Source organism: Sphaerisporangium sp. B11E5, from assembly GCF_039871875.1.
GTDB lineage: Bacteria > Actinomycetota > Actinomycetes > Streptosporangiales > Streptosporangiaceae > Sphaerisporangium.
On record NZ_JBDPMD010000010.1, the window covers coordinates 36720 to 50982 of the forward strand.

Below are 14263 nucleotides of genomic sequence, written 5' to 3' on the forward strand. Positions count from 1 at the left end.
AAAGGAATGAGGGGTTCCGGTGGCCGGGGCGCCTTCGCCGGCCCGGCCACCGGGGAGGGACAGAGGAGGACGTGATGAGTGTCACCAGGCAGTTGGGGCCGCCGTTGCACCAGCCCATGATGACGGCCTGTGGGCGGGAGATCATCGTGGGGCGTCTGCCGTTCGGCGGGGCGGAGGGGCTGACGGGGCGGGTGACGCTCGATGTGGGGGCCCGGGTCCGCGAGGGCGGGCAGGCGTGGGTCAGTCTCACGCCGGAGGAGGGGCGCCGGCTCGCGGCCGGGTTGCTGGCGCAGGCGGCCGCCGCCGAACGGGAGGAGGCGCTCGCCCCTGGCCGGGTCGAGGTGGCTCATGTCGAGGGTGAGGCGTACACGATCAGTGTGCGTGGGCACACGATGATGACGGACCAGCCGGTGGACGTGGGGGGTGACGACGCCGCGGCGACGCCGGCGGAGTTGTTCGTCGCGTCGCTCGCCGCGTGCGTGGCGTTCTACGCGGGGCGGTACCTCGACCGTCACGGGCTGTCGCGTGACGGGTTGCGGGTGACGGCTCAGTTCGGGATGGCCGTGGGGCGGCCCGCGCGGGTGGCGGACGTGCGGCTGCGGGTGTCCGCGGCGGGGGTGCCCGAGGAGCGCAGGGCGGGGCTGCTTGCCGTCGCCTCGCACTGCACGGTGCACAACTCGTTGCGGCGGCCGCCGGAGGTCACCGTCGAGCTGGCGGTGTGACCGATGGCGAGTTTGCGCAGGTGAGAGCACACGGACAGTAGTTCATCTTGTGGAAACCCAAGGTGTGAGTGGGGTCGGATAGAGTCCGGGCATCCTCGACAACGTTGATCCATTCATCGGTACAGCGGCGACTGACCTGCCACGGGCTCGCGGTCTCGCCGCTACTTGGTGGTGGCCGAAGCCTCAGGTGGGGAACACGCACCCGGGGGCCACGTCGCCGCTCGGCATGGTGTCGGCCTGTGCTTACTCCGGGGCGTATCCGACGGGGTACGGACGGTACACCAAGAACACCGAGGGTGTGCCTGAGGAGATGTTCTCTCAGTTGCAGGCGTCGGGGTTCACCCATTTTCAGCAGTCCGGGACGGGGGCGATCCGCAAGTACTACAACTACGTGCGGGTCACGCCCATGGTGCAGCCGTTGGACGTGCTGGGGGAGGCGTGGGGGCTGCATGACGAGGTGGCCGAGCCGGGGTACTATGCGGCCACGCTTGACACGGGGGTTCGGTGTGAGCTGACCGTGGGGGCCAAAGTGGCCGTGCATCGGTACACGTTCCCGGAGCACAGCAGTGCTCGTGTGGTGATCGATCTCTCGTGCGGCGGGTTGGCGATCGAGCTGGGGCGGACCGTGCCGTTGCGGGCTCAGGTGGAGAGCATGGGGCACGGGCGGGTGCAGGGCACGGTGGTGATGGAAGGTGTGCCGCTGTCGGTCTACGCCGACGTCGACACACCGGGGTGGCGGCAGATGCTCTGGTACGACCGGCGGCTGATCAACGGGGGGACGCGGCTGGACTTCGACAGCATCCGGCACACCAATCTGCGGCCGTTCGGGATGTTGTTCATGGGACCCGCGATGGCGGGGCAGACCATCGAGGTACGGCTCGGGTTCTCGCTCAGGGGGTGTGAGCAGGCGCGGGAGAACCTGGAGCGGGAGTGCGGGGTCGCGCAGCCGGCGTTCGACGTGGTGCGGGCGCGGACCAGGACCCGGTGGGGGGACCATCTCGACCGGGTGCAGGTGGAGGGCGGCACGCCGGCGCGGCGCACCGTGTTCGGGACGGCGCTCTACCATTCGCTGATCAAGCCGTGTGTCGCGGAGGACGAGAGCCCGTTCTGGCCGACGCCGGGGCCGTACGCGTTCGACGTGTGCACCATGTGGGACATCTACAAGACGCAGTTGCCGCTGCTCGCGGCGATCGTGCCGGACCGGGCGGCGGGGCTGCTGGAGTCGCTGATCCGGGTCTGCGAGGAAGAGGGCAACTTCCCGATCGGGTACCGGATGGCCCGTGGGGCGGACCGGTTCTTCCGGCAGGGCAGCGCGCTCGCGCACACCGCGCTGGCGGACGCGCACGCGCTCGGGTGGGCGGGGCTGGACTGGAACTGGGCGCTGGTGCACATGGTGGACGATCTGCGCCGCATGTACGGGGAGGACTTCTTCGAGCACGGGGTGGTGCACCCGATCAGCCACACCCTCGACCTCGCTTACGCCCACCACTGCACGGCGCAGGTGGCGCGGGCGCTGAACGACCGGCGGCTGGCGGACGACCTGGAGAACCGCAGCCTTCTGTGGCCCAACGCGTTCGACCTGACGACCGGGCTGCTGCGCGACTCGGAGTTCTACGAGGGCGGCAAGTGGAACTACTCGTTCCGGCTGCTGCACGACATGGCCGCGCGTATCGCCCTGGCGGGGGGCGACGAGGCGTTCATCGACAAGCTGGACCGGTTCTTCGGCTACGACGCGGAGCCGGTGAAGCAGCCGGGCCGGCGGCCGCGGCTGGCGGAGATGGCGGCCGGGTACGCGCTCAACCGGTTCGAGGGGTTGAACAACGAGCCCGACATGGAGGCGCCGTGGGCGTACCACTACGCGGGTCGGCCCGACCGTACGGCGCAGGTGGTGCATTCGGCGCTGACCTGGCAGTTCGGCACGGGACCCGGCGGGTTGCCCGGGAACGACGACTCCGGCGGGCTGAGCTCGTGGTACGTCTGGGCGTCGCTCGGGCTGTTCCCTATCGCCGGTCAGAGCATGTTCCTGGTGAACGCGCCGGCGTTCGGGCGTGCCGTGCTGAAGGCCGGCGGCAACGAGTTCGTCATCGAGACCAGCGGGCACCGCGAGACGCCGATCAGTGTCGACGGCCTCGACCGTGACCCGCCGGCGCAGTACGTCCAGTCGGCGACCCTCAACGGTGAACCCCTGCACACGACGCATCTGAGCGCCGCCGCCGTGCACCGCGGTGGCGTGCTGCACCTGCGGCTCGGCCCGGAGCCGTCGGCCTGGGGGCGGGGCATCCGCCCGCCGTCCCTGTCTGATCCACTCGCGACACCAGAGGAAGCATGATGAACCACCCCCGTCGCCGTCTCGTCATCGCGGTCAGGGCCGACCCGGTCATCTGCGGTCATTCCGGCGAGGCACGCAACCTCGCCGAGGTGGCGCTGACCCGCGGGTTCGACGACGTACGGCTGCTGACCTGGCCGATCCCGGCGCTGCAGGCGGCCGGGCTGCCGCTCAAGCCGCTGGACCGGCTGCTGCCGTACAGCCCAGGGATCACCGTGGAACGGCCCGAGCCGGTCGGGGACTACCGGGTGCCGGACGGGCGCCACCAGGCCGGTCTCACCGGCCGTCTGGTGGAGCTGCTCTCCGAGCCGGTGCCCACGGTCTGCCTGTCCATGTACCTCGCCCCGCACACCAACGTGGTCGTGGACGCGGTCAACGCGGCCCGCGCGGCCGGGTTCGCGCCGGACGTCCACACCGTGGCGAAGGCGGTCGGCTCGGACGTGACCAACGTGATCAAGTCGTGCCTCCGGGACGGGCGGTTCGGCGCGGCGACCGTGCTGTTCACCACGTTCCTGGCCAACGACGAGGTCGTCGCGGTCTCCGACTACACCCGTGAGGAGATCATCGCCTCGGCCGAGCAGGTGGACGCGCACTGCGGCACCGGCTTCGCCGAACAGTGCCGGCGCCGGGTGACCGTCAGCTACCCGCCGATCGACTCCTCGGCGTTCCTCGACCCGGACCCGGCGGAGGTGGACGCCGCGCTCGCGCGGCGCGGCCTGGAGCGGGACGGGTACATCCTGTTCCTGTCGCGGGTGGCGCGGGCCAAGGGCATCTACGACCTGCTGATCGCCTTCGGCCAGATGCGCTGCCGGTCGCGGATGAAGCTGGTCGTCGCCGGCACCGGGCCCGCGCTCGACCACGTGCGGGCGATGGCCAAGGAGGACGACCGGGTGATCTTCCTGACCGATGTGGACGACCACGAGAAGGCGCTGCTCATGCGGGGCTGCGCGGCGTACACGCTGCCCACCAAGCCCGAGCCCGACTTCGTGGAGACGTTCGGCATCGCGCTGGCCGAGAAGATGCTGACCGGCGGCGGGCCGATCATCACCACCACGACCGGCGGCACCCTGGAAGCGGTGGGCGACACGGCCGTGCTGGTCGAGCCCGGCGACATCGCCGCCCTGGCCGCGACCGTGGACAGGGTGGTCCTGGACATGTCCCCTGGCGAACGGCAGGACCTGGAGCTGCGGGCCCGCACCCGCGCCATGCGTTTCGACCGGGCGGCCGTGTTCGACGACCTGTTCCCGCCGGAGGCTCCCGCGGTCGAGGTCGCCTGAGCGGCCGGTCGAAGGCCACTCCCGTGGCCGGAAGTGGCCTTCGACGTTCTAGCCGCAGTGCTCGAACGGGCTGGTGTACGAGCTGGCGCCGATGGAGCCGCCCCACTTGACGCACTGGCCGGCCGCGGCGCGCCGGACAGGTCCCGCGTAGTAGCCGTAGCTGCCCGAGTCGGTCGTCCTGCTCGCGCCCTCGGGCTCGAGGAAGGCCGACATGGACGCCGCCGTGCCGGGGCTGGTGGTCTTCAGTGTCGTGACGCAGTTGTTGCCGTTGCCCGAGTTGTACAGCAGGTAGGTGCGCCCGCCGGTGAGGGCCGCCGAGTCGATGACCGTGTACCCGCTGCCGCAGATCTCCTGAGGCGTGTACGGATTGGTGCCGCCGCAGGAGTTCGTGCTGGTCACGGCCTTCTTCTGGCCCAGGGACACGGTCACGCCCTCCACGGTCGGGCTGGTGTCCACCGTGCCTGAGGAGGTGCGCTGTTCGTAGTGCAGGTGCGGGGCGCTGGAGCCGCCGGTCGAGCCGACCGTGCCGATCGCGGTGCCCTGGCCGACGGCCAGCGACGCGCCGGCGGCCCGCACCATGGTCGCGAGGTGGGCGTAGCGGGTGCGGGTGCCGTCGCCGTGGCGGACCTCCACCCATTTGCCGTAGCTGGTGCTTCCCGCGTCGTTGAAGTACGCGGTGCCCGCCGCGGTGGCGCGGACGGTCTCACCGTTGATGTCGTCTGCCCCGTAGTCCTGCCAGTCGATGGAGCCGGAGGGGCTGTGGCCGGGGGACCAGTTGTTGGCGTTGAAGGTCTTGCCGCAGTTGAACGGGCTCTTGTGGGAGGCGAGCAGCGCGCCGGCGCCCTGCGCTGAGGCCGCCTGGGGTAGGAGCGCCGCCGTGAGAGTGAGTGAGAGACCTAGGATCACGGATCTGAGGGTCGTCGGCCGGGTCGGTCTGCCAGGTGTGGGCATGCTCACCTCTCTGAACAGGGGTACCGGTTCCTTGATAAATGTGAAAGTTCTCTTCATCAAGTCCCGTGGAGGTGAAAACCTGGGGAACGGTTCCCTCGCTCGCATCTCTGGCCGTGCTGCTGTGGCCGGTCGCGGGGAACAGCGGCGGCGATCACCTGCGGGGTCCGATCGCTAAGGTGTGTGCTCCGAATCGCGAGAAGGGGCCCCTTTTGCCGAACTCTGCCGTGTTACCCAGGCCCGCGTCAGTGGCGTGGACGGCCGCTCTGGGGCTCGCCGCCGTTCCGACGTGGGAAGAGTGGCGGTACCGGCTCCAGCCGGGGACGTATGACCTGCACTCCTGCCTCGGGGGGTGGCGGGAGAGCAGCCTGCCGGACCTGCTGTTCGAGCCCCTGCGCAGGGAGCTCGACCTCGTGATCGGGAACGCGACGGCGTTCGCCGTGCCGGCCCTGGTGGTGCTGGCCGGCTTTCTCGGGTGTCTCGGGCGGGGGGACGCGCGGGTGGTGGGGCGGCGGACGGCGGGGTGTCTCGGGCTGGTGGCGGTCGTGCTGCCGGTCACGCCGGCTTACGCCACGGAGGATTCGTGTGGCGCCGTACCGGTGCTCAGTGGCGAGTGGTTCGCCACGGTGGCGGGCGCGTGGGGCTGGACACAGGTGTGCCTGCTGGGGGCGGCGGTGCTGGTGCTCGCCGGCAGCCGGGCGATGAGGAGCGAGGGGACGGCCGCTCCGGGCGGTGGAGTCGTGTGGCGGCGGGCGGCCGCCTCGCTGGTGGACTACGTGGTCATCGTCGTGGGGCTTTCCCTCGTCGTCGGCCCCTTGCTGGTCCTCACCGGAGCCGGCAACGGCTACTTCGGCCTCGGGTTGCTGAGCGTGGTGCACACCTCGTTGTACGAACCGGATCCGGGAGGCTGGATCGCCCTGGCGGCGGTGTTCCTGTACGTCTGGGGTCAGCACCTCCGGTGGGGGCGGACACTGGGGAAGCGGCTGCTGGGGGTTCGTGTCGTCTTCCCCGGAGCGGGAGGGCGGGTGCCGGCGGGGAGGACGGCGCTCCGGGCGCTGCTCTTCCCGCTTCTGGTGTTCGTGCCGGAGGCCGGGCCGCTGGTTCTCGTCGTGGACGGGCTGTGGGCGCTGCTCGTCGATCCGGCGGGCAGGGCGCTGCACGACCGGCTGGCGGGGAGCGAGGTCACAGGGCGGGTGGCGGAGCCGGAGAGTCAGCGTCGGTGAAAGGCGTGGCGCCCGGCTGGGGGGCCGGGCGCCACGCCTTGTCACAGGTGGCCGGTCAGGAGCTGTTCCAGTCGCCGGAGAGGACCTTCGCGCCGGGGACGGTTTCCAGGCCGGTGTCCCAGGCGTAGTCGGACGACCCGTCGCTCAGCGCGTTGCGGAGGTGGAAGGTGCCGTCGGCGCGGTTGTAGTAGCCCACGGAGTCCTTGCCGTCGCCGTTCCAGTCACCGGTCAGGACGACCGCGCCGGGGATGGTCTCCAGGCCCGTGCCCCACGCGTGGTGGGAACCGCCGTCGTCCAGCGTGTCGCGCAGGTGGTAGGTGCCGTCGGCGGGGTTGTAGTAGCCGGTGGAGTCCTTGCCGTCGCCGTTCCAGTCACCGATCAGGATGACGGCGCCGGGGATGGTCTCCAGAGCGGTGTCCCACGCGTGGTTGGAACCGCCCTCGTCCAGCGTGTTGCGCAGGTGGAAGGTGCCGTCGGCGGGGTTGTAGTAGCCGGTGGAGTCCTTGCCGTCGCCGTTCCAGTCCCCCGCGAGGATGACGGCGTTCGGAATGCTTTCCAGGCCGGTGTCCCAGCCGTAGCTGGAGGGGCCCTCGTCCAGCGGGTTGCGCAGGTGGAAGGTGCCGTCGCGGGGGTCGTAGTAGCCGGGTGAGTCGTTGCCGTCGCCGTTCCAGTCGCCGGTCAGGACGACCGCGCCGGGGATGGTCTCCAGGCCCGTGTCCCAGGCGTGGTCGGACGGGCCCTCGTCCAGGGTGTCGCGCAGGTGGAAGGTGCCGTCGGCCGGGTTGTAGTAGCCCGTCGAGTCGCGGTCGTGGGCGGGGGTGGAGGGCTGCCACAGGTGGTCGACGATGATCTGGGCGTCGCTCGCCTGGGTCTGGTAGCGGTCGGGGTAGGCGGAGACCTGGACGGCCTGGCAGACCTGGCCGATGGGGGCGGTCATCCACGAGTCGCCGGGATACTCGCGCTTCATCTTGCTGATGAACGCCCGGGTGGCCCAGTCGGGGTTGAGGCGCTGGTCCCGGGTGCCCCAGGAGGCGCGCTGCTGGAACAGGCCCAGGCTGTCGTGGTCGACCTCCTCGCTGATGTTCTGGAGGGTGGACTCCACGATGACCGTGGTGATGGCGATGACGGCGGCCCGCGAGTGCAGGCCGAGGTCGCGGACGGTCTTGACGACCATGCGGGCGCAGGAGACGCGGTAGCCGGTCATGTGCCCGCGCATGGTCTTGGTGAGCTTGCCGTTCAGCGTGGTGGCCAGGGTGTTGTCCGAGGCGGTGACGCCCCGGGAGTCGCAGGCGACCGTGGCGTAGGCGGCGGCCACGTTGCCGGCCGAGGGTGAGGGCTCGGCGTGGGCGGGGGCGGCGGACAACCCGGCCGCCGCGGTGAGCGCCAGGGTGGCGAGGGCGGCGCGGAGGAGGATTCGCTGTGTCATGACGCTCAGGCCCCGTTCCAGTCGCCGGTGAGGATCACGGCGCCCGGCACGCTCTCCAGCGCGGTGCCCCAGGCGTAGTCGGAGCCGCCGTCGCTGAGGGCGTTGCGCAGGTGGTAGGTGCCGTCGCGGCGGTCGTAGTAGCCGACGGAGTCCTTGCCGTCGCCGTTCCAGTCACCGGTGACGATCACGGCGCCGGGGACGTCGGTCTCCAGTTCGGTGTCCCACGCGTAGTTGGAGCCCCCGTCGTCCAAGGTGTCGCGCAGGTGGTACGTGCCGTCGGCGGGGTTGAAGTAGCCGACGGAGTCCTTGCCGTCGCCGTTCCAGTCACCGGTGAGGATGACCACGCCGGGGATGGTCTCCAGAGCGGTGTCCCAGGCGTGGTTGGAGCCGCCCTCGTCCAGCGTGTTGCGCAGGTGGAAGGTGCCGTCGGCCGGGTTGTAGTACCCGGTGGAGTCCTTGCCGTCGCCGTTCCAGTCACCGGTGAGGACGACGGCGTTCGGGATGGTCTCCAAGCCGGTGTCCCAGCCGTAGCTGGAGCTTCCTTCACCCAGGGGGTTGCGCAGGTGGAAGGTGCCGTCGGTGGGGTTGTAGTACCCGGTGGAGTCGCTGCCGTCGCCGTTCCAGTCGCCGGTGAGGATCACGGCGTTGGGGATGGTCTCGAGGCCGGTGTCCCACGCGCTGTTGGAGGCGCCGTCGTCCAGCGTGTTGCGCAGGTGGAAGGTGCCGTCGGCGGGGTTGTAGTACCCCGGCGAGTCCCGGCCCTCCTGCGGCGGCTCGGGGTCGGACGAGCCGTTGACCGGGGCGCTGTAGCCCACGATGTCGACGTTGGAGCGGGAGTAGGAGTTGTCCTGCACCCGGTCGCCGCTGTTGCCCTCGATCGTGTAGACCGTGGTGCCGTTCGCGCTCTTCACGATGCCGACGTGGTCGATGTCGCCGCTCTGGTCCCAGTCGAAGACGACCGCGTCACCGGGCTGCGGGGTGTAGCCGCTCCCCCGGGTGTGCCAGGTGCCGTACTTGGTGCCGTAGTTCTTGAACGAGGCGGCCCACCCGGTGAGGACGCCCCCGCTGCCCTCAGGGATGTCGGCGTACTTCACGCCGGCCTTGCGCCACACGTACTTGGCGAAGTCCGCACACCAGTCGCTGTCACGCCACTGCACACCACCGGAGCTCGGGCACCCCGCCGAAGGCTTCCACGGGCGGAAGAAACCGGTGTAGTAGTTGCACCCGCTGCCCATCGGGCTCTCGTGGTTGCGGGTGCCGTTGCCCAGCTCGGACTGTGCGGTGGAGACGATCGCGGACCTGCTCACCGCGGCGGCCGGGGAGGCCATGACGGCCGTGAGGCCGGTCGCCACCACCACCGTCGCCGCCACTCCTGCGGCGAGGCGCCTGCTCGCGCCACGAATCTCACTCATAGTGACTCCTGATCTCTAGGTCGTCCCTGATCGGACACCGAGAGAGTGAGCGGGCCCGCTGCAACTTCGCTGTAGGCGGCAATTGAGGCTGGTAAAGGCTGGTTAAGCCTGGTGCGCCCCATAAACCGGCTCTAGTCTCAGTGCCAGCGAAGCCCTGGTCCTTGGGGAGGACACATGGAGTTCCGGCTCCTCGGCCCGGTCGAGGCATGGAACGGGGGACGGCAGGCGCATCTCGGCGGAGCCAAGCCGCGGGCGCTGCTCACCGCGCTGCTGCTCGACGCCGGCCGGATCGTGCCGATCGAGCGGCTCATCGAGGCGGTCTGGGGCGAGCACTCGCCCCCCACCGCGCGGGCCGTGCTGCAGACGTACGTCGCGTCGCTGCGCCGGTCGCTGGAGAGCGCGGGCGTGACCGGCGTCATCGTGTCGCACCGCGTCGGCTACCTGGCCGAGGTGCCGCCGGGCACCCTCGACCTGCGGGTCTTCGAACGGCTCGTGGCCGAGGGACGGCAGGCCGTGCTGGAGTCGCGGCACGCGGAGGCGCGCGACGACTTCCGCGCCGCCCTCGCGCTGTGGCACGGCCCGGCACTCGGCGGCATCGGGGACAGCTTCCTGCGGGCCGAGGCCGCGCGGCTGGACGAGCTCAGGCTCACCGTCGTCGAGGAGCGGGTCGCCGCCGACCTGGCGCTCGGCCAGGGGGAACAGTTGCTCGACGAGCTGGCCGGGCTGGTGGCGCTGCACCCCGCCCGTGAACGGCTGCGCCGCGACCTCATGGTGGCGCTCTACCGGGCCGACCGGCAGGCGGACGCGCTGGCCGTGTACCGCGAGGGCCGGGAGGTGCTGATCGAGGAGCTCGGCATCGAGCCGGGGCCCGAGCTGCGGCAGGCGCACGAGGCGATCCTGCGGTCGGACCCCGCCCTGCTGGCCCCCGCCCGCGGGAGGCGGCCCCGGCAGCTCCCCCCGCCACCGTCCGACTTCGTCGGCAGACAGGAGGAGATCGCGGCGCTGCGCGCGGCACTGACCAGGCCGGAAGCGATGCCGATCTGCGTGGTCTCCGGCGCGGGCGGCATGGGCAAGTCGGCCCTCGCCCTGCGGGTGGCGCACGAGGTCGCGGCGCACTTCCCCGACGGCCAGCTCTACCTGGACCTGCGCGGCACGAGCGACGCCCCGGCGGGCCCGGAGGAACTCCTCGGCCGGGTGCTGCGGGAGCTGGACCCCGCCACGACACGGCTGCCCGTCACGCTGGAGGAACGGACCGGCCGCTACCGCACGCTGATGGCGGGCCGCCGCAAGCTGGTGGTGCTGGAGGACGCCGCCACCGAGGCGCAGGTGCGGCCGCTGCTGCCCGGTGACTCCGGCTGCGCGGTGCTCGTGACCTCGCGCAACCGGCTCGTGGGCCTCGCGGGCGCGACGTTCTCCGAGCTCGGCGTGTTGCCGTCCGGCACGGCGATCGACCTGTTCGCGCGGATCGCGGGCCACGACAGGGTGGCGGCCGAGCAGCAGGCCGCGGACGCCATCGTCGCGCTGTGCGGGCGGCTGCCGCTGGCCATCCGCATCGCGGGGGCCCGGCTGGCCTCGCGGCGCCAGTGGCCGCTCTCGCGGCTGCTCGACCGGCTGGACGACGAGAAGCGCAGGCTGGACGAGCTGACCGTCGGGGACCAGCAGGTGCGGGCCGGCATCAGCCTGAGCTACGCGCTGCTGCCGCCCGAGGCCCGGACGGCGCTGCGCCGCCTCGGCCTCATGGGCCTGCCGTCCTTCCCCGCCTGGGTGGCCGCGTCCGCGCTGGAGACCGACCTCGACGAGGCGGAACGCGTCCTGGAGCACCTCGTGGACGTCTCGCTGGCCGACGTCGAGGGGGTGGACCTGGTCGGGCAGCTCCGCTACCGGCTGCACGACCTCATCCGCCTGTTCGCCAAGGAGCGCGCCCTGGCCGAGGACGACGCCGCCGCCCGCAACGCCGTCGTGGCCCGGGTGCTCGGCGGGTGGATCTGGCTGGTCGAGCGCGTCAACGAGGCGGCGCCGCCGTACCTGATCTCGGTGCCCGCGTCCTACCGGCTGGCCCGCCCGGTGGACGAGCGGGTGGCCAGGCAGGTGGTGGCCGGCCCGCGCGCGTGGTTCCGCGCCGAGCAGGAGGCGCTGATCGCCGGGGTCGAGCTGGCGGCCGCGGCGAACCTGGACGAGCTCGCCGTCGAGCTGACCGCCGCGTTGTCGTGCACGGCGTTCGGCGGGCACCAGTACGTCTTCGACGACCCGTTCGCGAGCTGGCACCGGACGCACGAGGCGGCCCTGTCCGCCGCGCGCCGCATGGACAACGCGCTCGGGGAGGCGACGCTGCTCGCGGGCCTCGGGCAGCTTCACTACGAGCGTGACCTGTTCGCCGAGTCGCGGGCCTACCTCAGCCAGGCGCTGTCGATGTTCCGCGCGGCCAAGGACACCCGCGGCGAGGGCGCGACCCTGGCGTCGCTCGGCGCCGCGTGCCGCGAGCAGGGGTACCTGCCCGAGGCGCTGCATTTCCTCGACCGGGCGCGGGAGCTGCTGACCGGCCTGGACGACGCCTCGGCGCTCGGCCACGTCCGTCGATTAGCCGGCACGGTGCGGCTGGAGACCGGGGACTATCCCGCCGCCTGGGCCGATCTCGAGGAGGCGCTCGCGCTGTTCACCGCCGCGGGTTCCCGCCGCGGCCGGGGCCTGACGCTGCGCAGCATGTCGCTGTACCACCGCGCCAGGGGCGAGTTCGCCGAGGCCGAGGAGCTGGCGCGGCGGGCGCTCGCCATCTTCCAGGCGGCCGACGACCGGATGATGGAGGCGTACTGCGTGCGCGCGCTGGCCAAGGCGCTGCTGCGTCAGGGCAGGTTCGACGAGGCCGGGCCGCCGCTGCGCGAGTCCCTGACGGTGCTGCGCACGTTGCACGACTCCTTCGGTGAGGCCTGCACGCTGCGCACCCTCGGTGAGCTGCACCTGGCCGAGGGCCGGTTCCTGCAGGCCAAGGACCGTCTGGAGGAGTCGCTGCGCATCTGGGAGAGCCTGCGCGCCGCTCTGTTCCACGCCCGTACTTTGCGCGACCTGGCCGAGGTGCACGAAGCGCTCGGCGACGTGGCCGCCGCCGGCCGGGCCAGGGCCGAAGCCGTGGAGACCTTCCGGCTGCACGGCTCCCGCGAGTTCGAGGAGATGGCGCTGTAGCGGGGGTTACAGCGGAATTGCAGGACCCGGGTCCATGCTGCGACGACCCCTCTGCCTCCTATAACGCCCCACGGAGGGCCCATATGGCGCAGCACGTACTTCTGTCCGACCCGCGAATCGCCGCGATGCCCCTGAAGGAATGCGGTGAGCCCCTCGTCGACCTGCGGGAGGAGAAGATCATCCGGGTCGACACGCGGCTGGCCGACCTGGCGGGCGCCTACGCACACGTCCGGCTCAGCGTCGCCGACCGGCTGACCGCCGCGCAGACCCAGCTCCCCCGCGGCCTGCGGCTGCTCCTGGTGGAGGGCTTCCGCCCCTACACCCTGCAGGAGAGCTACTTCGTCAACTGCATGGCCCGGATGCGGCGCGCCCACCCCGGCTGGACGGAGAAGCGGCTGCGCACCGAGGCGGGCAAGTACGTCTCACCGCCCGACGTGGCGCCGCACGTGGCAGGCGGGGCGGTCGACGTCACGCTGTGCACCGCGGACGGCACGGAACTGCCCATGGGCACGGAGGTCAACGCCACACCCCCCGAGTACGGCGAGGAGTGCTTCACGAGGTCGCCGTTGATCCCCGACGAGGCGAGGGCCAACCGGCGAATCCTGATCGACGCCCTGACCGCCACCGGTTTCGTGAACTACCCCACGGAGTGGTGGCACTGGTCCTACGGCGACCGCTACTGGGCCTTCGTCGTGGGAGCGCCCCACGCCCGGTTCGGGCCCGCCACGTTCGGAAACGAATTCTCGGAGAGTGCGACGAGATAGCGGGAAAGGGACTCGTCCGGCGGCGTGAGCGACGCACGGGGGCGTCGTTGGTGCCGCGCCGCGTCTGAGCGATGGATCCGCGAAACATGTTGATTACCTTCATGTAGGTAATTTCTCTGATGTGCGGGCCCCATCCGGCGAACAGGGTGGACGGTACGGCCTCCGCGTGAGCGGAGCTCCTGTCCACCCCAGTCGCATGAGGTGCCGATGCGCTACGAACTGCTTGGGCCGATTCGTGTTCTCGACGGCCGGGAGTCTCATACGCTGAGCGCTCCCAAGATGGAGATGACGCTGGCCACGCTGCTCGTCAGGGCGGAGCGGGTCACGACCAAGGAACAGATCGTCACCGAGTTGTGGGGGGATCATCCGCCCCGCTGCGCTTCGGCGGCGATGCATGTGTACATCTCCCAGTTGCGGAAGTTCCTTGCGGCGGCCGGGGACCGGTCGGCGATCGTCACCAAGGCCCACGGGTACGTGCTGCGGTTGAAGGGGGCCGGGTACGACGTGGCCGAGTTCCAGCGGGCCGTCGAGCATGGGCGGGCCCTGCTGCCGGCGGGGCGGTACGCGGAGGCGCTGGCGGAGTTCGACAAGGGGCTGGCGCTGATGCGGGGGCCGGTGCTGGAGGACCGCGCGGAGGGGCCGGTGCTGAGCGCCTTCGCGGCGTGGGCCGAGGCGGAACGGCTGGACTGCCTGGAGTTCTCGATCGAGGCGCGCAACGCCCTCGGCCGGCACCGGGAGGTGATCGGGCCGCTCAACACGCTGATCGCGCAGTATCCGTTGCGCGAGTCCCTCTACCGGCACCTGATGCTGGCGCTGTACCGGTCGGAGCGGCAGGCGGACGCGCTGGAGGTGTACCGGTCGGCGCACCGGGTGCTCAATGCGGAGCTCGGGGTGCAGCCGTGCCCGTCGCTGCGGCGCCTGCACCACGCGATCCTGACCTCCGACCAGCTCCTCGACCTCCCGGCCGCGAGCTGACCGCACCCGGGAC

10 protein-coding genes are annotated in these 14263 nt (G+C 71.3%); 7 read left to right on the forward strand and 3 right to left on the reverse strand.

Going from position 1 to position 14263, the window contains the following annotated elements; all coding sequences use genetic code 11:
* Positions 1-74: 74 nt before the first annotated feature.
* From ABGB17_RS12650 to ABGB17_RS12660, 3 genes are all read left to right on the forward strand, one after another.
* Positions 75-722, forward strand: coding sequence for an OsmC family protein (locus ABGB17_RS12650; RefSeq protein WP_347628771.1), 648 nt, complete (start codon positions 75-77; stop codon positions 720-722).
* Between the two features lie 115 nt (positions 723-837).
* On the forward strand, positions 838-3051 hold the full coding sequence (locus ABGB17_RS12655; RefSeq protein WP_347629048.1) for a glycoside hydrolase domain-containing protein: 2214 nt from the start codon (positions 838-840) through the stop codon (positions 3049-3051).
* A complete protein-coding gene (locus tag ABGB17_RS12660) occupies positions 3051-4325 on the forward strand; it encodes a glycosyltransferase (protein ID WP_347628773.1) in 1275 nt (424 codons plus the stop codon). The genes ABGB17_RS12655 and ABGB17_RS12660 overlap by 1 nt, the downstream gene beginning before the upstream one ends.
* A gap of 48 nt (positions 4326-4373) precedes the next feature.
* Here the strand turns inward: ABGB17_RS12660 and ABGB17_RS12665 are convergent, their stop codons facing one another.
* The gene (locus ABGB17_RS12665) at positions 4374-5231 is read right to left on the reverse strand and encodes a M23 family metallopeptidase (RefSeq protein WP_347628775.1); all 858 of its coding nucleotides are present in this window, start codon (positions 5229-5231) and stop codon (positions 4374-4376) included.
* 290 nt (positions 5232-5521) lie between these two features.
* Between ABGB17_RS12665 and ABGB17_RS12670 the strand changes: the two genes are divergently transcribed.
* Positions 5522-6496, forward strand: coding sequence for an RDD family protein (locus ABGB17_RS12670; protein ID WP_347628778.1), 975 nt, complete (start codon positions 5522-5524; stop codon positions 6494-6496).
* Between the two features lie 55 nt (positions 6497-6551).
* On the opposite strand, the gene ABGB17_RS12675 is transcribed toward ABGB17_RS12670, so the two are convergent.
* Both ABGB17_RS12675 and ABGB17_RS12680 read right to left on the reverse strand, forming a co-directional pair.
* Positions 6552-7922, reverse strand: a complete 1371-nt coding sequence (locus tag ABGB17_RS12675) for a hypothetical protein (RefSeq protein WP_347628780.1) — start codon at positions 7920-7922, stop codon at positions 6552-6554.
* A gap of 5 nt (positions 7923-7927) precedes the next feature.
* Positions 7928-9334 carry a CHAP domain-containing protein gene (locus tag ABGB17_RS12680; protein ID WP_347628782.1) on the reverse strand — a complete coding sequence of 469 codons (1407 nt, stop codon included), beginning with the start codon at positions 9332-9334 and terminating at the stop codon, positions 7928-7930.
* Between the two features lie 174 nt (positions 9335-9508).
* Here ABGB17_RS12680 and ABGB17_RS12685 point away from each other — a divergent pair, with 174 nt between their 5' ends.
* The 3 genes from ABGB17_RS12685 to ABGB17_RS12695 all read left to right on the forward strand — a co-directional run bounded on the left by ABGB17_RS12685 (position 9509) and on the right by ABGB17_RS12695 (position 14250).
* The gene (locus tag ABGB17_RS12685) at positions 9509-12511 is read left to right on the forward strand and encodes a BTAD domain-containing putative transcriptional regulator (protein ID WP_347628784.1); all 3003 of its coding nucleotides are present in this window, start codon (positions 9509-9511) and stop codon (positions 12509-12511) included.
* Positions 12512-12594: 83 nt separating this feature from the next.
* Positions 12595-13275 carry a M15 family metallopeptidase gene (locus ABGB17_RS12690; RefSeq protein WP_347628786.1) on the forward strand — a complete coding sequence of 227 codons (681 nt, stop codon included), beginning with the start codon at positions 12595-12597 and terminating at the stop codon, positions 13273-13275.
* A gap of 279 nt (positions 13276-13554) precedes the next feature.
* Positions 13555-14250, forward strand: coding sequence for an AfsR/SARP family transcriptional regulator (locus tag ABGB17_RS12695; RefSeq protein ID WP_347628788.1), 696 nt, complete (start codon positions 13555-13557; stop codon positions 14248-14250).
* Positions 14251-14263 lie beyond the last annotated feature (13 nt).